Below are 18483 nucleotides of genomic sequence, written 5' to 3' on the forward strand. Positions count from 1 at the left end.
AATGGTCAAGTTAAAAATGCACGGTCGATGATTTAGGTGGGCGTGGCATTGCAGAGCGGTTGGTTGTAAAGCTTTCGATCTGCCGCTTAGGGCGGAGTGGAAGCTCGAACAGAGAGCGCAGCGGTATCGCGAAAGTCGGACTAAGGCAGATATGGAAAACGACAGCCCACGGACCAAACGTGCAGAACCCTTGATGGTGAATTCCGTCGCCAAGGCGTTCAAGGTTTTGAATGTATTCGACAAGGGGCGTGGATCGCTGACGCTGTCACAGATCGCTCAGTTGACCGGCATGGATGTCAGCGCGGTGCAACGGTTCACCCACACGCTGACGCAATTGGGCTATCTGCGAAAAGACCCGCTGACGCGCCAATTCGAGCTGTCGATCAAGACACTCGATCTCGCGTACCACTACACACGCGGTTCGCGCTTGGTGGACCGGGCGATGCCGGTTCTCCAGCATCTGAGCAAGGAAACAGAAGAAGCCGTCAGCCTGACCATTCTAGATGGCACCGAGATCGTTTTCGTATCGCGCTTTCTCAGCCGTCAGTCTCTCAATACCGACGTCATTACCGGTTCGCGATTGCCAGCCTATTGCACATCGCCAGGCCGGGCCATTCTTTCGCGCATGTCGGAAGCAGCGGCCCGCGAGGTTCTGGACCAGACGAAGCTTCAGAACCACACGCCCTCCACGCCACGAACCATCGAGGAGGTGGTGGAGCGTTTGAAGGAAGCACAAAAAACCGGCTACGCTTTTGCTTTCGAGGAAATTTATCACGGCGATGCCTCGGTCGCGGCCCCCATTCTTGGCCCCGACGGCGAAGTCGTGGCTGCCGTCAGCATTGCCGTGCCTCTGGCGCGAATGAGGCGGGATGAGATTTTGGAGACCTTTCCGAAACTGGTGATCGCAGCCGCTCGCGGCATCTCTTTCACCTGATCCTCAACATTAGAAATTTCGACAATTGACAGCGAGTGCGATTCGGGATTGTCTTATTGCAATAATTTTTATTGCATAACGATAAGATGGCCGCATGTGTTCTCGTCGCCCGCAATTCTATCCAGCCGTCACCGTGACGCCCGATACCGTCATCCGTATCGACGGCGATGACATCCCGGCATGTGTGGGCGATACGGTCATAGCGGCTTTGTTGCAATATGGAGAAATCATAGGCCGATCCGAGTTTGATGGGACGGCACGGGCCGGCTTTTGTCTTATGGGCGCCTGTCAGGACTGCACGTTATGGACGGCATCCGGCAAGCGGCTGTGCGCTTGCATGACGACAGTCGAGCCGGGCATGGAGTTGCACAGGACACCGTTGATCGGAGATGCAGCGCCATGACCTCTCCAACGCCCCCGGTCATCATCGGCGCAGGTCCGGCGGGGCTGGCATGTGCCCGCGCTTTGGTTGAGGCCGGAATACGGCCGATCATTATCGAGGAAAGCATGCGTCCGGGCGGACAGGGGACACGACGCCTGTCCGGGGCGATGACCAAAGAAGCCACACGCTTCATGGGGCGTCGTGCAGCGGCAGAAGCCTCGGCTCGAGAACGCTCTGAAGACCAAATCCTTGCCGCTTGCGACTGGCGTCCGCAGACACTGGCCTGGGGCATATTTGCAGACCGGGTGGAGACAGTCAGCGAAGGTCGTCACGACAGCATTCCCTATGATCAACTCATGATTGCCGTGGGTGCGACAGACAGGATCATGGCGATGCCGGGTTGGACATTGCCGGGTGTGTTTTCGCTGGGCGGTGCGCAGGTGGCCTTGAAAACCCACGCGTCATTCATCGGGAAGCGCGTGGTTCTTGCGGGGGCATCGCCCCTGCTCTACCTCGCAGCCGCGCAATATGCGCGAATGGGCCTGCGCGAACTCACGGTCGTCGATACCGCTCGCTCCTCCGACAAACGGAAGGCAGCACTTGGCATGGCGATGACATCGCCATCGACGCTGCTTGAAGGCATCCAGCTTCTGCGCGAACTCAGACGCCACAAAATTCGCACCATAACCGGCGCGACCCTCGTCAAGGCATCCGGCATCGAACGGCTCGAAACCGTTCATTTTCGCCACGCGAACGGAGGATTGGAAGCGATTGATTGCGACGCGCTGGCCTTTGGATATGGATTGCGGCCAGAGACGCAACTTGCCGAATTGGCGGGCGCAGACTTCCGTTTTGACGACACGCTTCGCCAATGGTTTCCGGTTACAGACACCGATGGCCGCGCGGGGCCAAAACTCTGGCTCGCCGGCGACAGCGCATTGACCGGCGGCCGTGTGGCAGCAGCACGAAGCGGACGGCTGGCGGCACTTTCAATGATCGCGGCGAGAGAGAGCAAACCCAGCGATACGCAAGAGATGAGGCAATTGCGGACGTCCGTTTCGCGCCTGCGTCGGTTTCAGATGCACATGGCTGGCGCTTTTCCCTGGCCGCATGATGCAGCAAAGGACCTTCCGGACGACACCATCGTTTGCCGTTGCGAGCGTGTGTCCGCAGGCGACATTCGTGACGCTATTCGAAAAGTTACAGGGCCGGTCGAAGTCAATCGCGTCAAGGCAATTACCCGCTGCGGCATGGGCCGCTGTCAGGGGCGTTACTGCGCGCAGACCCTTCAGGAGTTGACGGCAGCCACCTGCGGGCGACCCGTGGCCGATGTTGGCCGGCTGCGGGCTCAGGCGCCGGTGCGCCCAATACCGATGAGTGTTGACGAGGACGGAGGCCACCAGCGATGAGCGGGGAGTTCGACGTCATCATCATCGGCGGAGGCCTTTTCGGCAGCTTCACGGGCCTTTTTCTAGCACGGGCGGGCAAGCGTGTTGCCTTGATAGAGCGCGGCTTCGTCGGTGGGCAGTCGAGCGGCGCCAACTTCGGGGGACTTCGGCTGCAAGGACGCTCGCCGGAGCAATATCCACTGTCGCTCATGGCCCAAAAACACTGGGAAAACTTCGAAACGCTCGTGGGCGAAGGATGCGAGTATGACCGCAACGGCATGGTCTACTTTGCTCACACCGAGGCTGGCAGGGAGCGCTTGCTGACATATGCCTCGCAATCACGCGCCTGCGGCCTTGAAGTCGAGATATGGGAAGATGCCGACATTCGCCACCGCATGCCCTGGCTGACAGGAAATGGATTGCTGGCATCTTATTCACCAAGATGTGCCGTCGCCAATCCGCGTATCAGCACACCTGCCGTGACACGCGCAATGGTGCGGGCCGGAGGTCATGTTTTCGAGCAGACCGAGGTGGTGGAGATTGACCATCACAATGAGATGTTCACGATCAGGACCGCCAATCGACCGCCAATGAAAGCACCTGTGCTTGTAAATGCAGCGGGAGGCTGGGCTGGATCGATCAGCCAGCATTTCGGCGAGACAACACCGCTGTTTTCCGCAGGCCCACCGCAATTCGTCACCGAGCCTATGCCCTATGTGCTGAGATCGTCAGTCTACGCCATCGAAGGCGATCTCATCCTGCGGCAGATTCCGCGTGGTAATTTCATTTTCGCCGGATATCCGCACACCCTTTCGAATGAAGATGGACAGCACACATTCGTCCCGCCACAGAAAACGCTAAACGGAATGCGCGCGGTATCACGGCACATGCCAGGCTTGCGAAACGCGGAGATCATCAGAGTTTGGTCCGGTGTCGAGGGGTATCTACCCGATATGTTGCCGGTCATAAGTGCCAGCGAAACCACACCCGGCCTCTATCACGCATTCGGCGGTAGCGGCGGCGGCTTCCAGATTGCCCCGGCGGTTGGAGAATGCCTTGCGCTTCAAATCTGCGGGCAGACGCCACCCGTTGACCTCTCGCCCTATTCCATCGGACGATTTCGATCTTCCATTAAGGCAAGCGACAAACTCGCGAAGGAGTTTGATGGCGCGCATAAAGGCTAGTCCTAATTTCTATCGAACCAGCGCGCGGAACAACTCTAAGAACCTGAGCAAATCCTGAAGGCCAGATGTTTTGACACTCTCCTCCACCATCGTGCCCGCACACAGGTCGCGATAAAATCCGATTTTCTCCGCAGACAGGCCATTTGTCGTTCCATCAGCGCGGAGAAAATAGAAATCATCCACCATTTGCCGAAGTGGCAGAGGCGTAAATTGCGGCCATCGCTCAGTCAGCCCTAAGGCGTCTACATCGAAGAGTTGCCCAATCGGGGTATCGAGAGTGGCTCGAAATTCTGGTGTCCAGTCTTCTGGTAGATGCCTATTCTCGATCAGGTTTTGCAGGTGGGCACGTAAAAAACCGGAGTAGTTTGGAGCGGCAAGAGCGTTAGTAAAGGCGTCATTGCTGGTATGTGCGGTCTGCGCGCGATAGGCGAGGAACGCGACGTCGTAACCGTGAACCTCATCAAGCTGGACGGTTTCTATGTCTACCTTGTCAGGGTCGGTATTTACGATGGCATAGCCACCCGGATAGGCGACGGGGGATGGCACCGCGATGTTGACAAGGCCATCCAGTTCAATTTGTCCACCAATATGCATATGCCCGCTGAAATGCCAACGGATGCCAGCCTTTGCGAGTTGTCTGCCGCTTTCCGGTGATGGCATGCGCTTTAGCCAGTCCGGCGTGCATGCGGCCTTTACGGCATCGCCTTCTCCGGCCAAGGCCAGCGGCAAAGCGGGGTAATGGGAGAAAGCCAGAAGGGTCTTGCCTGACTGGGCTGCACGCTGGGCGACATCGGTGATCCACGGCAGGAGGTATGGACGTGCCGCCAGAACATGGTCCCAGGCGGCATCTGCCCTGAGTTCCCAGACATTGCCGACCTTTTGAAAGACGTTGGCATCCAGCATGAGCAGCCACAATCCATCCTGCGGCTCCACTAGATAGGAGGCATCGAGTCCTGAGGCGTCGCTGCCTGCCGGTCGCCGGTCATTTAGTTGGTCGCTTTCGCCGAAGGGTGTTTCCCAGTGCAAGACATCATCTGGTCGCGCTACACCATAGTTGGCCATCACCTCCATGGCTTCCAAGGTGGACATTCCGCGCATGCCGGAGCGGATCAGTGCTGTCTCATCAGCATTCTCATCGCTCGTCACGATGACCGGCTGAAGCCCATCGGCCTTCGTCAGCCGCTTGGCCTGATGTCGTGGCTCCGGGCCGTAGCAATCGTGATTGCCGAAGGTGAGGAAAAAGCGCAAGCCGTGCCTTTCCTCATAAGACGACAGCACGCGTTTGACCGCCGATACGGCGCCCAGCTGACCATCGTCGGAATAATCTCCCAGCAAGACCACATCACGAATGCCGCGCTGAACGATATCGTCAAGCACCGCGATAAATGCCGGGTAGCTTTCGTTGAAGACACGCGTGGAAGCCATCGTGTCTTCAAGCGTGCGCAGGGCAAGCTCGCCGCTCCCCTCTTCCAGCATGCCGTAACCGCCGTGGAGATCATGCAGATGAACGTCGGCAACCACTGCAATCTTCATTATGCGGCGGCTCCGCGCAGTTCCCGGCGGGCGGACTCGAACAGGTCCGGGCGGTCGAGATTGATGTAATCGACGCCAGCCTTTGCAATCTCGCGATGAATGGCCATGTCGTCTCCGCCGTAATAGGTCATGACTTCAAGCCCGGCCTTGGCGCATGCCTGTAGCAGGCCCGGCCTGCGCATCTGCTCCACCGTTATTTCGATGATCGAAGCATGGTGAACAGCCCCCACCAGAGACGGTGATTTGGCGATGTTCAACGTCATCATCTTGCGAAACTCCGGCGCAATCAATTGCAGATCACGGCGCATTTCCTCGGAGAACGAGAAGTAGAAAGTATCGCGCACTATGCCGAGATCGCGCACCAGCGAAACCACCTTGGCGGGATCGCAATATTTAAGTTCGATGTAAACGCCTGCACGACCGCGCAGATGTTCAAGATAGGCATCGAGGCGCGGCACCACAGCACCCTTGAAGGCGTCGCCGAACCAGCTTCCGGCATCCAGCGCATCGATTTCGCTCGACAGCGCATGGCCGATGGGACCGGTGGCATTGGTGGTACGATCCAGCGTTTCGTCGTGGAAAACATAGAGAACGCCATCGGCACTCTCGCGCACATCGAGTTCGATATAATCAGCGCCCTGCTTGATCGCGAGGTCGGCAGCGGCAAAGGTGTTTTCAGGCGCAAAATGGTTTGCACCGCGATGGGATACGATCTTAGTCACGAAAAAGTCCTGTCAGTTTGCGGGTTCGAGTGTTTTGACCCGGATGTCTTGATGCGAAACATGGGCGTGGAGATCGACAATGCGATTGCCCGACACGTCGAACAGAAGCGTGAGGTCGGATTTGCACGCAATGCCGACGGACGCGCCCGGCGCGTGACGAACCAACTCGCCATACTCAAGCGCATGGATGGGCCCGGCCGGTGTATCGATGGTGTAGAACACTTCGCGGCCCATGGGCTCGACGGTGACGATCTGCCCCTTCAACGTTGCATCGGCATCTGAGCCAAGGGTGATATCTTCCGGTCGCAGACCGAAGGTCACCTCGCCATCATACTGCGAGGTGAGGTCCAGCGACGTATCCCCCAACCGCAATCGGCGTCCGGCAGACTTGCCCTTGATCAGATTCATGGGCGGCGTGCCAATGAAACCTGCAACGAACAGATTGTTGGGACGGCGGTAGAGATCATCAGGCGTGCCGATCTGGGCAATTTCACCATTGTTCATGCAGATGATCCGATCTGCCATGGTGATTGCTTCGATCTGGTCATGAGTGACGATCAGCGTGGTGAAGCCAAGCCGCTTCTGAATGCTTTTCAACTCTGCCCGCATGGTGATGCGCAAGGTGGCATCGAGGTTGGAAAGCGGCTCGTCCAGAAGGAGGATGTTCGGCTCCTTGACGAGCGCACGCGCCAGGGCCACGCGCTGCTGCTGCCCGCCGGAAAGCTGTGACGGGCGGCGGTCGAGTAGGGCGCTGATCTGTACGAGGCTTGCGGCTTCTTCCACCCGTTTCGCGATTTCCTGCTTGCCCATGCTTTTGAAACGCAGTGGAAAGGCGATGTTTTCCCGCACGGTCAGGTTCGGGTAAAGCGCATAGGACTGGAAGACGATGCCGACATTGCGGTCGCGTGCATCAATGCGGTTGACATTGTGCCCATCGAACGAAATCTGCCCGCCCGTCGGCGCGTAAAGACCCGCCAGTAGAAACAGCGTGGTGGATTTGCCGCAGCCGGACGGCCCGAGGACAGCGACGAATTCGCCATCTTCGATGGTCAGGTTCATGGGTTTCAGAACCTGGGTCTCGCCCCAGCTTTTGGTGACTTTATCGAGAGTGATCTTGGCCATGGAATTATCCCTTGATCCCGCCGAAGCTCATCTGGGTGATGTACTTTTGCGTGAAGGTGTAGAGGAGCAGCACAGGCAGGAGATAGATGATGCCGACAGCGGCGATCATGCCGTAGTCTGCGCCCATATTGTCCTGTGCGACGAAGAAGAGGTAGAGGCTCATCGTCATCTGGCTCTTGTCGATGAGCAGCGTCTGGACGAAGACATATTCCTCCCAACCTCTGAGGAAGGTGAAGGTCGCAACCGCGATCAGGCCGCTTCGTACCTGCGGCAGCACAATCATGCGAAACGCCTGCGAACGGGTCGCACCGTCCGTCACGGCACTCATTTCGATATCCCAGGGGACATTGTCGAAGAAGCTTTTGAGCACGAAAATTGCAAAGGGCAATTCCAGTGCGCTCATGACCATCACCACGCCTGCTAGGTTGTTGAGCAGGCCCATATAGTGAAGCTGAATGAAGATGGCGACGGTCAGCGCCAATGCTGGAAAGGCGTGCAACAGCAGCAGGCCCCGCAAAAAGCTTTCACGACCAGCAAAGGCGAAGCGAGACAGAGCATAGGCAGCCGGTGTTGCGACGAGCGTGACGATCAGCGTCTGGCTGACCGCAAAGATCACTGAGCTTCCCAGCGCGGTCCATATGGATGGCATCAGGTCTATGATGGTCGTTTCTGTTCCGGCGATGTCCCGATTCCACAAGAAACGGTAGTTATCGATTGTCATGTGCGGGGCGAGCAAAATCCCCACAAGAATGACGATGATGATTCCCAGTGCCGACCAGGACAGAGCGGGTTTGCGCAGACGATCAGCTAGGAAAGCCAAGGCAATCGCGCCGAAATAGGCAACGAGCGCAATTCCTGCGGTGCGCCATAGAACCAGCCGGCTGACAGCTTCATCCGATGATGTCAGCGATTTCACCAGCAGCCAGAGATACGGCAGGAGAACTGGGACGGAAACAATCGTCAGAAACAGGATGATTGCCGAGAGAAAACCGGCCCTGTTGGCGACACCGCGACGCTCAAGGCGCTGCCAGTGTGCGGAGGGGGCGGCAGGCATGGTATCGGTCTGGACGAGCGTCATCACAGCACCTCGATCTTTGGAGCAGAAAAGGTGGAGCGCATATTGCTGACACGCCACTGGATGAGCGTTACAACCACGCCAATAACCATCAAGCCAAGCGCCAGCGCAGCACCATAGGCATAGGCGCCGTTTTCGAATGCGCGACGGTAGATATAAAGCGCGTATGGGGTGGAATCGTAGACCGGGCCGCCGCCGGTGATAAGCAGAATGTACTCATAGGTCGTCATCAGCGAAAGCGCCTGATAAATGGTTATGAAGCGGATGGGCTGCGAAAGCGCAGGCGCCACGACATGCCGCAGCACACCCCATTCGCTGGCACCATCAACCCGCGCGGCGTTGGCAAGGTGGGACGGGATCGAGCGGATGGACGACGTCAGGATGACCATGGCGAAAGACGCACCGACCACGCCATTTGCGAGAATGACGAGCAAAAGCGGAAAGTCGTTGCGCAGGTTGAGCGTCGGAAGGCCGAAGGTGCTTGTGACCTGGTTGAGCAGACCTGATGGTGACGGATCGGCAATCCATATCCACAAAATGCCGTAGAGGACGGCCGGGCTCATGCGCGGCAGAAGCCAGAGGCCGCGGAAGAAATTGCCGAGTTTGTCAGGTATCGCCGTAGACGTCATCGCCAGCAGCGTGCCGAGGCCGATGTTGAAAATGAACAGTGTTGCGGTGACGTAAATCAGCGTCGTCAGCAGCACCATCGGCATGCGGGCATCCCGCTGCACGATGCGTTCGAAGTTCTGCGTCGTGAACTGCCCGACGCGCAGATTGGCACCCATATCGGTAAAGGCAATCACCGCATTGACGACGATTGGCGCCAGAAAAAACACGGCAAGCAGCGCTATTGCCGGCGCAAGATAGAGCATGGGCCGTGCCGGACGGTGCGCTCGGAGCTGGAATTGGGACATTGTGAACTACCGGTGAGAAAAGGCGTTGCCGCCCGGCATCATGCCGGGCGGCAGGCAATGAAGTGAAATTTTAGTTGCTGGCGCTATCGCGGATTTCGATGTCCTTGCCGAACTGCATTTCAAGCTCGTCGGCGATGAAATCGACAGCCTGTTCAGCGGTCATCTTGCCGGTTTCAACAGCCTGAAGACCATTGAACAGCACCTTATTGTAGCTGCCGAACTGAGTGTGGTTCGGAACGAACTGAGCATTCGCCATCATCGGAGATGCAGCAGACAGGACCCAGTTTTCCTTGTATTTTGGCATCGCCGTCTGCGCGTTGCTGATTGCCGTGTGATAAGACGTCACGGCATGCTCATTGTTGAAATAGGGCAGCGATGCAAGCGCTACGAGGTCGGCAGCGATTTCCGCATTCTTGCTCTTCGGGTTGACGGCGTAAAGAATGGGGTGGGAAAGGTTGGCAGGCTTGCCGCCCTTTTCTGCGGCAGGAGCAGGCAGCCAGCCGATCTTGTGGAAGTACCCTTCCTTGTCAGTCGGCCACGTTGCACCGTTCTTTTCACCAACCTGCCAGGCAACAGCCCAGACGCCCTGATGGAAGATGAAGGCCTTTTCCTGCTTGAACGCGCCCTGGATCGCTTCCCAGCTCATGGCCGTATTGTCGATAGGCGTGACGCCTTCCTTGGCATTACGCTCATACCAACCCAGCGCCTTGGTCATTTCAGCCTTAGGGAACACCAGCTTGCCGGTCTTTTCATCCATGAACTTCACGCCATAGGCCTGGAAGACCATGAGATAGTCGATACCGACATTGGGGCGATGCAGCATGCCGTACTGGGCAGCCTTACCGTCTACGACTTCCTTGGAGAGCGCGGTCAGATCATCCAGAGTAAACTCGCCGGCTTCGACCTTGGCTGGAAGGCTTTCGATGAAGGCTTCGTCCTTGCCGATCTTGCGCAGCATATCCTTGTTGTAGAAGAACATGCGGATTTCGGCATCCTGCGGAACGCCGTAAATCTTGCCATCATTGGCCTTGGCGGAGTTCCACAGCACCGGCAGGATATCGCCGTAAACCCATGGTGACGCAGCGATCCGCTCATCCATCTGCATTGCATAACCATCTTGGGCAAACTGATCGATCCACTCGTGCGGCACGGTGTAGATGTCTGGACCCTGACCGACAGAGAATGCCTTCAAGTTTTCCAGCGCCAGATCGTCCCAGCCCTTTACGGCGCTGTTGTTGGCTTCAATGACGATGTGCTTGTCCACGCCTGCCGACTTGAACTGTTCGTTCATGATCTTGGCCGCACCTTCAATATTGGTGATACGACCCGGTGCCGTCTTGTCGGCCAGGGTGGAAATCTTGATCTTGATGTCTTCCGCATGCGCTGCGCCTGCGACGAGAGCGGAGATCGCAACGGATGTGAGAAGGGAAACGAATTTGGTCATGGAGGTGTGATCCAGTTGAAGAATGATTATTTAATTAAGTTGCTTAAGTAATAGATTTATGACATCGCAAATTAAATATGTTGAGGATGGACGACTGTGCTGAAACGACTGCGCCCGCTTGACGAGATTGGCGATACACAAGCTGCGGTGCTGAGATTTCTGCGCCGCAGGGGTTCTGCCTCACGCGCGGAGATTGCTGAATTTTGCCGCGTTACCCCGGCAGCCGTCAGCATGATGGCGCGTGACCTGATCGAACGCGGTATCGTCATAGAAGGTGCACGGCGTGCCGGCGGACGTGGTGCGCCACACATCGATCTGATGCTGGATGGCAATGTCGGCTATGCGCTGGGCGTCCATGCGAACCGCTATACGCTGACGATGACACTCCTGGATTTCTGCGGCAAACGGGTTGGAGAGCAGCATTTACATGGCCCTTACGACACGCTCGCCGACATCCAGACATCTCTGGGCAGCCTCAAGACGAACCTTCTCACGGCACATGAAATCGATGAGCGCCTGCTGATTGGCGCTGGTATTGCCATGCCGACCCGCTTCCGTCAGGGCGCAACCGTTCTCGATCTGGCAGAGGAAGTGATTTCCTGGGCAGGTTCCGATCTGACGTCAACGCTCAACGAAGCGCTCGGCTGTCCTGTCATCATTGAAAACGATGCCAACGCCGCAGCTATGGGTGAGCTTGCGCTGGGCAATGCGGATGAACATGAGAACTTTGCCTATCTCTACCTATCCGAGGGCATCGGGAGCGGACTCATCATCGGCAAAGAGCTTTATCGCGGCAATCTGGGAAATGCGGGCGAAGTTGGCGCGCTTCGCGCACGCGGCTTGACCCGCCCGTCTTTCGAAGACCTCGCAATCTGGTGCAAAGAGCATGTCGGGCATATTCCAGATGGCCGCGCGTCCGACCGATGGACAGCCTATCTCGAGAAAAACCGTCCTGTCCTCAATGCTTGGCTGGAGCGCGCCGGACCGCAGACCGCGCAGCTTGCCTTCTCGATAGCGGCTGTTCTCGCTCCCTCCGCGATCTACATCGGTGGCACACTTCCGCCAATGGTTCGCGAAGAGCTGGCCAAATGGCTGGACTTCGCGACGTCCAAACCGTTCGAAGGCGCGCGCGTTCTTCAACCTGACATCCGCATCCCGCAAATCCCGGCAACGGACTCCGTCGCTTTCGGTGCCGCCGCCATGATACTGCACAGCATTCCGCGACAGAATGCCTGACCCCGAACTGCTGGTTTCAAAACGAAAAGGGACCGAGCTCAACGCTCAGTCCCCTGTGTGTTTTGGGCTGTGATGGCTTACTTACGGATTTCCGTCAGCTCGGCAATGATCGAGTCGACAACGTCAGGGCCGATCTGGGCCTTGTGCTTTTCATAAACGACCATCGACTTTTCGCGGATACGTGCCTGTTCTTCCGGCGACAGCGTATTCACCTTAAGACCGGCTTCCCGAATCTTTTCAAGCGACGTCTTGTTCAGCTCCTGAATGACCTTGCGTTCTTCATCACGACCAACCACGGCGCATTCACGAAGGGCAGCCTGCTCTTCCGGCGTATAGGTATCGAAAATTGCCTTGGAGAACAGAAGCAGGAATGGTGTGTAGGCGTGGTTCGTCTCGGTGATGTATTTCTGGACTTCGAAGAACTTCGACGTATCGATCGTCACATAGGGATTTTCCTGCGCGTCGATGGCGTTGGTTTCCAAAGCCGAGAAGACTTCACCGAATGCCATCGGCGTGGGGTTTGCGCCAAGGTTCTGGAATGTATCGAGGAAGATGTTGTTCTGCATGACGCGAACCTTCATCCCCGAGAAATCTTCCCACTTGGTGACGGGGCGTACGGAGTTCGACAGGTTGCGGAAACCGTTTTCCCAATAAGCAAGATTGACGAGACCGGCGCCTTCCAGCTTCTCGTTCATCATATCACCGAATTTGCCGTCAAGCACTTTGTAGGCTTCCTGCGGTGTGGCGAAAAGGAACGGTAGGTCAAAGACGCCAAGCGCTGGAATAATGCCGACCAGCGGTGAGGACGAGGTGACGACACCTTCCTGTACGCCGGAGCGAAGAGCCTGCGTCGCCTGAAGGTCTCCACCCAGTGCACCGCCCCAGAAAGCCGTGATCTTTAGCTTTCCGCCCGACTTTTCGTCGAGGCAGGCCTGCATTGCCTTGATGCCATTTCCGACGGGGTGGTCTGCGTTGATGCCGTTGGAAATACGAATATTGCGGGCGTTGAACTCGGCAAAGGCCGGAGCAGCGGCTGAAAGGCCAAAAGCAATCGCCGTCGTGGCTAGAAGCAGTTTTCTCATAATATCCCTCCCTGGATTATTGAAAACATCATGTATGGATCGCCAGCTGCTATCGCAGCCAGCGGGCAGGCACGAGTACGAGGTCCGGAAACACGACCAACAGGAACAGCACGATGGTCTGCGCCAAAAGGAATGGCCACACACCTATGGTGACCTTGCCGAGCGGGATGCGTCCAACACCGCTGACGACATTCAACACGACACCAACCGGCGGTGTGATAAGGCCGATACAATTGTTCATGATGAACATCACGCCGAAATAGACGGGGTCGATACCGGCCTGTTTGATGATCGGCATCAGCACCGGCGTCAGGATCAGAATGGTTGGCGTCAGATCCAGCGCCGTGCCGACAACCAGCACGAGGATCATGATGACAAACATCAGCAGCATCGGACGGTCGATCAACGGTTCGATATAACCGGCGATTTCTGCCGGAATATTCGCGGCCGTGATAAGCCATGCCGAGACCAAAGCTGCACACACCAGAAACATGATGACCGAGGTCGTTTTGGCGGCCTGCAGAATGACGCGCGGCAAATCTTTCGGCTTCAGTTCGCGGTAGATGACCATGCCGACGAACATTGCATAGGCAGCAGCGATGACCGCCGCTTCGGTCGGCGTGACGATACCAGCCTTGATACCACCCAGAATGATGACGGGCATGCCCAGCGCCCAGGCAGCGCGCCCGGTTGCGTTCAGCCGTTCCGACATCGGCGCCTTCGGCAAGGGCTCGACCTTGTCTTTGCGGACGACGATCAGCCAGGCGATGACAAGCGCCAGTCCCATCATGATGCCTGGCACGATACCGGCCATGAAGAGTTGCGTGATGGAAACGTTTGCCGCCACACCGAAAACAATGAAGGCCATCGATGGCGGGATGACCGGCGCGATGATGCCGCCAGCGGCAATCAGTCCGCCAGCGCGCGGCACGTTGTAACCGGCTTTCGCCATCATCGGCAGAAGAATGGCGGCAAGGGCTGCCGTATCAGCGGCGGCTGATCCCGAAATACTGGCCATGATGATCGCCGCCAGAATGGCGACGATGCCGAGCCCGCCGCGGATGTGGCCGACGCAGGCAATCGCAAAATCGATGATGCGGCGGGAAAGACCACCGGAATTCATCAACTCACCGGCCAGAATGAAGAACGGAATGGCCAAAAGCGTGAATGTATCGGCACCGGCAATCATGTTTTGCGCAATGATCTGCGTATTGAACATGCCCATGAACCACATGAGCATGACGCCGCAGAACATCAGCGCAAAAGCAACGGGTACGCCGATCACCATCGCTCCCAGAAGCGACGCGATAAAGACGAGAAGGGTCATATCAGGTGCGCTCCGCCAGCTGCTCGATTGTCAGGTTTTCACCGGCAAAGGCAGCGATTTCATCATCTGTGACGCGGCCCGTCAGCAAGCGGAACAGGCGCTCGAGCGCAATGATCGTCATGCCTGCGCCTGTGAAAAGGCCGATGCCATAGACCCAGATCATCGACATGCCCGTGACCGGGGCCGCCATGCTGGCATTGATGGGAAACTGCTTCCATGTGCCCCAGAAGAAGATGGCGGAGCAGGCGACGATGACCAGATTGGACAGGATCATGCAGATGATGCGACCGCGACGCGACAGGAACATCACCAGCGTTTCGATGCCGAGATGGCTGTGTTCGCGAAAGGCGACGACGGCGCCGATGAAGGTCAGCCAGACGAAGAAATAGCGCGACAGTTCTTCGGATACGTTAAGACCCGAATTGAAGCCGTAGCGCATGATCACGTTGACAAAAACCATGATTGCCATGCCGGACAGGAGAATGATCAGCAGCACTTCAAGGAAGCGGTAAAAGAGGTCGATTGCTCTTTGCATGCCTCACACCTTTCCCAGAAGACCGCGCCCGGCCAGATTGCGAACCAGCGCACCGACACCGAAGCTCCATTCCGGGCAGACATCCGTGCGCTCGACCCAGTTTACAAGACGACCGAGTTTGGCTGTCGAGATTTCCACCCGGTCACCCACTTCATGGGTAAAGCCTTCGCCAGCGCCGCGACGATCCTTTACCGGCGCAAACATGGTGCCGAGAAACAAAACCGCGCCATCGGGGTACTGATGGTTCCGGTTTCTGAGTTGCGAGGCGAGGCTTTCCGGCGAACGGCTGATTGCTTCCATGGGGCTTTCGCCTGTCATCTCGAAGCCGTCTTCGCCATGAACCTTCAAAGCAACCCGGATCTGACGCAGGTCATCCATGGTGAAACCGTTATCGAACAGGCGAATGAACGGGCCGATCGAGCAGGAGGCGTTATTGTCTTTCGCTTTGCCCAGAAGCAAAGCGGAGCGCCCTTCGACATCCCGCAGGTTCACGTCGTTGCCCAAAGTGGCCCCGACGATGGTGCCATCGGCGCGCAGGACGAGGACGACTTCCGGTTCAGGATTGTTCCACTGCGAAATGGGGTGAATGCCGACAAGGTCGCCACATCCGACTGACGACATGGGCTGCGACTTCGTAAAGATTTCTGCATCGGGGCCAATGCCGACTTCCAGATATTGCGACCACAGGCCCATATCCTGCAGCAGTTTCTTTACCTCGGCAGCCTTTTCAGAACCGGCAACAAGCCCGCGAAGACTATCGCCCAGAACCGGAGCGAGTTTGGCGCGGATATCCTGAGCGCGGCGCGGATCGCCCTTGGCCTGCTCTTCGATGACGCGTTCCAGCATACTGTCGGCAAAAGTGACACCAGCAGCCTTGATGGCCTGGAGGTCGGTGGGGGCAAGGATTTTACCGGTTTCACCGGACAAAAAACTTTGCAGGCTACCGAGGTCAGGCAGGCTGGACGCGGCATGCAGCGTTTGCACCAGACTATCCATCTCCAGAAGTCCGGACATGGTGGCGGCAATTCCGGTGAGGTCGAGGACGCGCCCGTCCGAAATCAGCACCGGGCAAGGGCCAGCGCTGGTATTCGACCAGACACGCCCAACCAACAGAGCCTCGGCTGCGTCATCAGGCAAAATGGATTCTGCGCGCAATATACGTTCGGAATTCAAAACTCGTCCTCCACATTCCCCAGGCAAATGCGCCCTCCAGCGCCGCTTGCCCTATTGTCAGGATGTCTGACAATGCTCCTGGTTGCATTTCTAATATGGCTTATTCGCTATGTCCAGCGCTCTCGCGCCAGTAAAATTGTATAGGCGGCGGATACCCCGCAGACCGTCGCAAACCTCAATAGACTTCGAGCGTCAGATCAAGGCGTTGCGCAGCACCAATCAGGTGGTGGCGCATTGCCGCACGTGCCTTCAACGGATCACGCGTCACCAAGGCATCCCGGATGGCGACATGTTCGGCGATGGTGGTCTCGACAATTTCTTCAAGAACAGCAGCGGCGCGCGCGGCGTTGATCGCAAGGCTGATCCGTTCGGCAATGAAGCCTATGAAAAGAGAGAAATACTCATTGTGCGTGGCCGCAGCCAAAGCACGGTGGAAAACGAGATCCGCAACGATGCCCTGATCCGTCCATTTCTCCGCACCCGTCATCTGCGCAAGCGCATCATCGAGCTTTTGCAGATCGGCATCGTCGTGGTGAACGGCAGCAAGACCGGCGGCCTCGATTTCGAGCGGCATGCGAAGCTGGAACAGGCTGCGGAAGCTTTCCCGATCATACAGCGCGTTCTGCTCAATGCGGATGGAGCCCCGCCCCTTGGCTTCGGTCACGAAAGCACCGATGCCCTGGCGGGTTTCAACCAGTCCCTCATTGCGCAACTCGGCTATGGCTTCCCGCACCACCGAGCGACTGACACCAAAAGTCTTGGCAAGAATATGCTCTGTCGGCAGCTTATCACCGGGCAATATCCGGCCTTCCGCGATTTCTTTGCCGATGTGACCGGCAATGCGCGCCGGGAGATGTTCATTCCGTCTGATCTGGCTAAAATCCGCCGTCATGCACTTGTCCGCCTTTGATGATGCCAGACTATTCTACGATATGTCGTTGAAATTCAATTGGCAGCCCGGGTTCATCACCATCGAAGGATCGATTGCCCTTTTGACCGCCGTCAGCAAGGCACGCTGCGGCGATGGCAAACGCTCTTCGAAATCTCCCCGCTTCAAACGACCGATGCCATGCTCGGCACTGATGCTGCCGCTATAGATGTCCACGACCTCGTTCACCACGACCTTTGCTCTGTAGATCATGGCATTTACCTCATCAGCCAGCAGGCCGGATGGCGGCAGGACATTGAGATGCACGTTGCCGTCCCCGACGTGTCCGTAGGAAACGCTGACACAGGTTGGAAGCGCAACCGACACCGCCTTTTCTGCGTCGCGAACGAAATCCGCAAGGCGTGAAAGCGGCACCGAAATGTCCGTGCGCATATGCGGACCGCGCTTGGCCTGCCCCTCATTCATGCCTTCACGGATCAGCCAGAGATTGCGTGCCTGAGCCTGCGAGGACGCGATCACGCCATCGACCACGAGGCCATCCTCCATGACACCGCCCAGAAAACGCTCCATCAGATCTGGAATATCGACAAGGCCAGAGCCGGAAATTTCCATCAGCACATAGGCTGGATAGTCACCCGCAATCGGCAAAGGCAGATCGGGCATCGCTTCGCGAGCGAGAGTAAAGGCGAGCGGCGGCATGAATTCGAAAGCCGACATCAGATCGCAGCAATCGCGGCGCGCGCGGCGGTAAAGAGCAATGACATCATCGAGCGAATTCAGACCCAGCAACGCCGTTGCGATCTGATCGGGGTTCGGCATCAGCTTGATCGAGACTGCGGTGATGATACCGAGTGTGCCTTCTGCCCCGATGAAAAGCTGTTTTAGGTCGATGCCGCGATTGTCCTTGCGTAGCGTCGAAAGACCATTGAAAATCGTGCCATCTGGCAATACCACCTCAAGCCCCAGAACCAATTCCCGCGTCATACCGTAGCGCAAGACATTGATGCCGCCTGCATTGGTCGACACGTTGCCGCCGATGCGGCATGAACCCTGTGCACCAAGCGCAAGCGGGAAATACATGCCCTTGGCGGCAACCTGCTCTTTCAACTCTGACAGAATGCACCCGGCCTCGACCACCGCAGAAAAATCATCCGCATCGATGTCGCGAATGGTCGCCATGCGCTCTAGACTGAGGATCACCTGGCGATCAGGCTGATCGGGAATCGCGCCTAGCACAAGCCCGGTGTTACCACCTTGCGGAACGATAGAAAGCCCAAGGTCCCGGCAGGCAAGAACCGCAGCGCTGACGCCTTCTGTCGATCGCGGGCGCAAGACCGCAATCGCGTCACTGGTCACGTCGCCATGCCAATCCCGACAGAAGCGCAGCATTTCGGCCCGATCCGTCAACACGATATCGCTGGTCAGTGCCGCGCGGAGAGATTCCTGCAAATTCCAAACAGCGCTCGCGACATCGCCTGTCATAGTTCCGCCTTTCCAATCGTATCGCAGCTTCAGAAGCCACGCCGATGTTCCTCAGCGCGGT

General features: G+C 57.3%; 17 protein-coding genes. 5 read left to right on the top strand and 12 right to left on the bottom strand.

Features of this window, described 5'->3' with window-relative positions; all coding sequences use genetic code 11:
* Nucleotides 1-193 precede the first annotated feature (193 nt).
* From AC27VJ_RS07710 to AC27VJ_RS07725, 4 genes are all read left to right on the top strand, one after another.
* On the top strand, nt 194-934 hold the full coding sequence (locus tag AC27VJ_RS07710) for an IclR family transcriptional regulator (RefSeq protein ID WP_488683512.1): 741 nt from the start codon (nt 194-196) through the stop codon (nt 932-934).
* Nucleotides 935-1028: 94 nt separating this feature from the next.
* Entirely contained in the window at nt 1029-1337 is a 309-nt protein-coding gene (locus AC27VJ_RS07715) for a (2Fe-2S)-binding protein (RefSeq protein WP_488683513.1), read from the top strand.
* Nucleotides 1334-2725: an FAD/NAD(P)-dependent oxidoreductase gene (locus AC27VJ_RS07720; protein ID WP_488683515.1), complete on the top strand. Its 1392-nt coding sequence runs from the start codon at nt 1334-1336 to the stop codon at nt 2723-2725. Before AC27VJ_RS07715 ends, AC27VJ_RS07720 begins: the two co-directional genes overlap by 4 nt.
* A complete protein-coding gene (locus AC27VJ_RS07725; protein ID WP_488683516.1) occupies nt 2722-3888 on the top strand; it encodes an NAD(P)/FAD-dependent oxidoreductase in 1167 nt (388 codons plus the stop codon). Before AC27VJ_RS07720 ends, AC27VJ_RS07725 begins: the two co-directional genes overlap by 4 nt.
* A 9-nt stretch (nt 3889-3897) precedes the next feature.
* Here the strand turns inward: AC27VJ_RS07725 and AC27VJ_RS07730 are convergent, their stop codons facing one another.
* The 6 genes from AC27VJ_RS07730 to AC27VJ_RS07755 form a co-directional block, all read right to left on the bottom strand.
* Nucleotides 3898-5421 carry a metallophosphoesterase family protein gene (locus tag AC27VJ_RS07730; protein ID WP_488683517.1) on the bottom strand — a complete coding sequence of 508 codons (1524 nt, stop codon included), beginning with the start codon at nt 5419-5421 and terminating at the stop codon, nt 3898-3900.
* Nucleotides 5421-6143: a glycerophosphodiester phosphodiesterase gene (gene ugpQ / locus AC27VJ_RS07735; RefSeq protein ID WP_488683518.1), complete on the bottom strand. Its 723-nt coding sequence runs from the start codon at nt 6141-6143 to the stop codon at nt 5421-5423. Before ugpQ ends, AC27VJ_RS07730 begins: the two co-directional genes overlap by 1 nt.
* Before the next feature lie 12 nt (nt 6144-6155).
* Nucleotides 6156-7265, bottom strand: a complete 1110-nt coding sequence (locus AC27VJ_RS07740) for an ABC transporter ATP-binding protein (protein ID WP_353578628.1) — start codon at nt 7263-7265, stop codon at nt 6156-6158.
* Between the two features lie 4 nt (nt 7266-7269).
* Nucleotides 7270-8343, bottom strand: a complete 1074-nt coding sequence (locus tag AC27VJ_RS07745; RefSeq protein WP_488683519.1) for a carbohydrate ABC transporter permease — start codon at nt 8341-8343, stop codon at nt 7270-7272.
* Entirely contained in the window at nt 8343-9254 is a 912-nt protein-coding gene (locus AC27VJ_RS07750; protein ID WP_113086522.1) for a carbohydrate ABC transporter permease, read from the bottom strand. The genes AC27VJ_RS07745 and AC27VJ_RS07750 overlap by 1 nt, the downstream gene beginning before the upstream one ends.
* Nucleotides 9255-9324: 70 nt before the next feature.
* A complete protein-coding gene (locus AC27VJ_RS07755) occupies nt 9325-10698 on the bottom strand; it encodes an ABC transporter substrate-binding protein (RefSeq protein ID WP_488683520.1) in 1374 nt (457 codons plus the stop codon).
* A gap of 96 nt (nt 10699-10794) precedes the next feature.
* On the opposite strand from AC27VJ_RS07755, the gene AC27VJ_RS07760 reads away from it, so the two are divergent.
* The gene (locus tag AC27VJ_RS07760) at nt 10795-11934 is read left to right on the top strand and encodes an ROK family transcriptional regulator (protein ID WP_488683521.1); all 1140 of its coding nucleotides are present in this window, start codon (nt 10795-10797) and stop codon (nt 11932-11934) included.
* Nucleotides 11935-12011: 77 nt separating this feature from the next.
* Here AC27VJ_RS07760 and AC27VJ_RS07765 read toward each other — a convergent pair whose 3' ends face one another.
* The 6 genes from AC27VJ_RS07765 to AC27VJ_RS07790 form a co-directional block, all read right to left on the bottom strand.
* Nucleotides 12012-13016, bottom strand: a complete 1005-nt coding sequence (locus AC27VJ_RS07765) for a TRAP transporter substrate-binding protein (RefSeq protein WP_488683522.1) — start codon at nt 13014-13016, stop codon at nt 12012-12014.
* 49 nt (nt 13017-13065) lie between these two features.
* Nucleotides 13066-14343: a TRAP transporter large permease gene (locus tag AC27VJ_RS07770; RefSeq protein ID WP_488683523.1), complete on the bottom strand. Its 1278-nt coding sequence runs from the start codon at nt 14341-14343 to the stop codon at nt 13066-13068.
* Nucleotide 14344: 1 nt separating this feature from the next.
* Nucleotides 14345-14878 carry a TRAP transporter small permease gene (locus tag AC27VJ_RS07775; RefSeq protein WP_488683524.1) on the bottom strand — a complete coding sequence of 178 codons (534 nt, stop codon included), beginning with the start codon at nt 14876-14878 and terminating at the stop codon, nt 14345-14347.
* Nucleotides 14879-14881: 3 nt separating this feature from the next.
* Complete coding sequence (locus AC27VJ_RS07780; protein ID WP_488683525.1) at nt 14882-16051, bottom strand: fumarylacetoacetate hydrolase family protein; 1170 nt, start codon at nt 16049-16051, stop codon at nt 14882-14884.
* A 175-nt stretch (nt 16052-16226) separates the two neighbouring features.
* On the bottom strand, nt 16227-16943 hold the full coding sequence (locus AC27VJ_RS07785; RefSeq protein WP_113086529.1) for a FadR/GntR family transcriptional regulator: 717 nt from the start codon (nt 16941-16943) through the stop codon (nt 16227-16229).
* A gap of 33 nt (nt 16944-16976) precedes the next feature.
* Complete coding sequence (locus AC27VJ_RS07790) at nt 16977-18422, bottom strand: FAD-binding oxidoreductase (RefSeq protein ID WP_488683526.1); 1446 nt, start codon at nt 18420-18422, stop codon at nt 16977-16979.
* Nucleotides 18423-18483: the final 61 nt, after the last annotated feature.

The organism is Agrobacterium sp. 20P9.1.2, assembly GCF_057799395.1.

Bases quoted from the DNA above. Each gene is read 5' to 3' on its own strand.
- AC27VJ_RS07790 (WP_488683526.1), bottom strand. From the start codon at position 18,422: ATGACAGGCGATGTCGCGAGCGCTGTTTGGAATTTGCAGGAATCTCTC.
- AC27VJ_RS07715 (WP_488683513.1), top strand. From the start codon at position 1,029: ATGTGTTCTCGTCGCCCGCAATTCTATCCAGCCGTCACCGTGACGCCC.
- AC27VJ_RS07710 (WP_488683512.1), top strand. From the start codon at position 194: ATGGTGAATTCCGTCGCCAAGGCGTTCAAGGTTTTGAATGTATTCGAC.
- AC27VJ_RS07775 (WP_488683524.1), bottom strand. From the start codon at position 14,878: ATGCAAAGAGCAATCGACCTCTTTTACCGCTTCCTTGAAGTGCTGCTG.
- AC27VJ_RS07740 (WP_353578628.1), bottom strand. From the start codon at position 7,265: ATGGCCAAGATCACTCTCGATAAAGTCACCAAAAGCTGGGGCGAGACC.
- AC27VJ_RS07725 (WP_488683516.1), top strand. From the start codon at position 2,722: ATGAGCGGGGAGTTCGACGTCATCATCATCGGCGGAGGCCTTTTCGGC.
- AC27VJ_RS07745 (WP_488683519.1), bottom strand. From the start codon at position 8,343: ATGACGCTCGTCCAGACCGATACCATGCCTGCCGCCCCCTCCGCACAC.
- AC27VJ_RS07785 (WP_113086529.1), bottom strand. From the start codon at position 16,943: ATGACGGCGGATTTTAGCCAGATCAGACGGAATGAACATCTCCCGGCG.
- AC27VJ_RS07765 (WP_488683522.1), bottom strand. From the start codon at position 13,016: ATGAGAAAACTGCTTCTAGCCACGACGGCGATTGCTTTTGGCCTTTCA.
- AC27VJ_RS07755 (WP_488683520.1), bottom strand. From the start codon at position 10,698: ATGACCAAATTCGTTTCCCTTCTCACATCCGTTGCGATCTCCGCTCTC.
- AC27VJ_RS07720 (WP_488683515.1), top strand. From the start codon at position 1,334: ATGACCTCTCCAACGCCCCCGGTCATCATCGGCGCAGGTCCGGCGGGG.
- AC27VJ_RS07770 (WP_488683523.1), bottom strand. From the start codon at position 14,343: ATGACCCTTCTCGTCTTTATCGCGTCGCTTCTGGGAGCGATGGTGATC.
- AC27VJ_RS07730 (WP_488683517.1), bottom strand. From the start codon at position 5,421: ATGAAGATTGCAGTGGTTGCCGACGTTCATCTGCATGATCTCCACGGC.
- AC27VJ_RS07750 (WP_113086522.1), bottom strand. From the start codon at position 9,254: ATGTCCCAATTCCAGCTCCGAGCGCACCGTCCGGCACGGCCCATGCTC.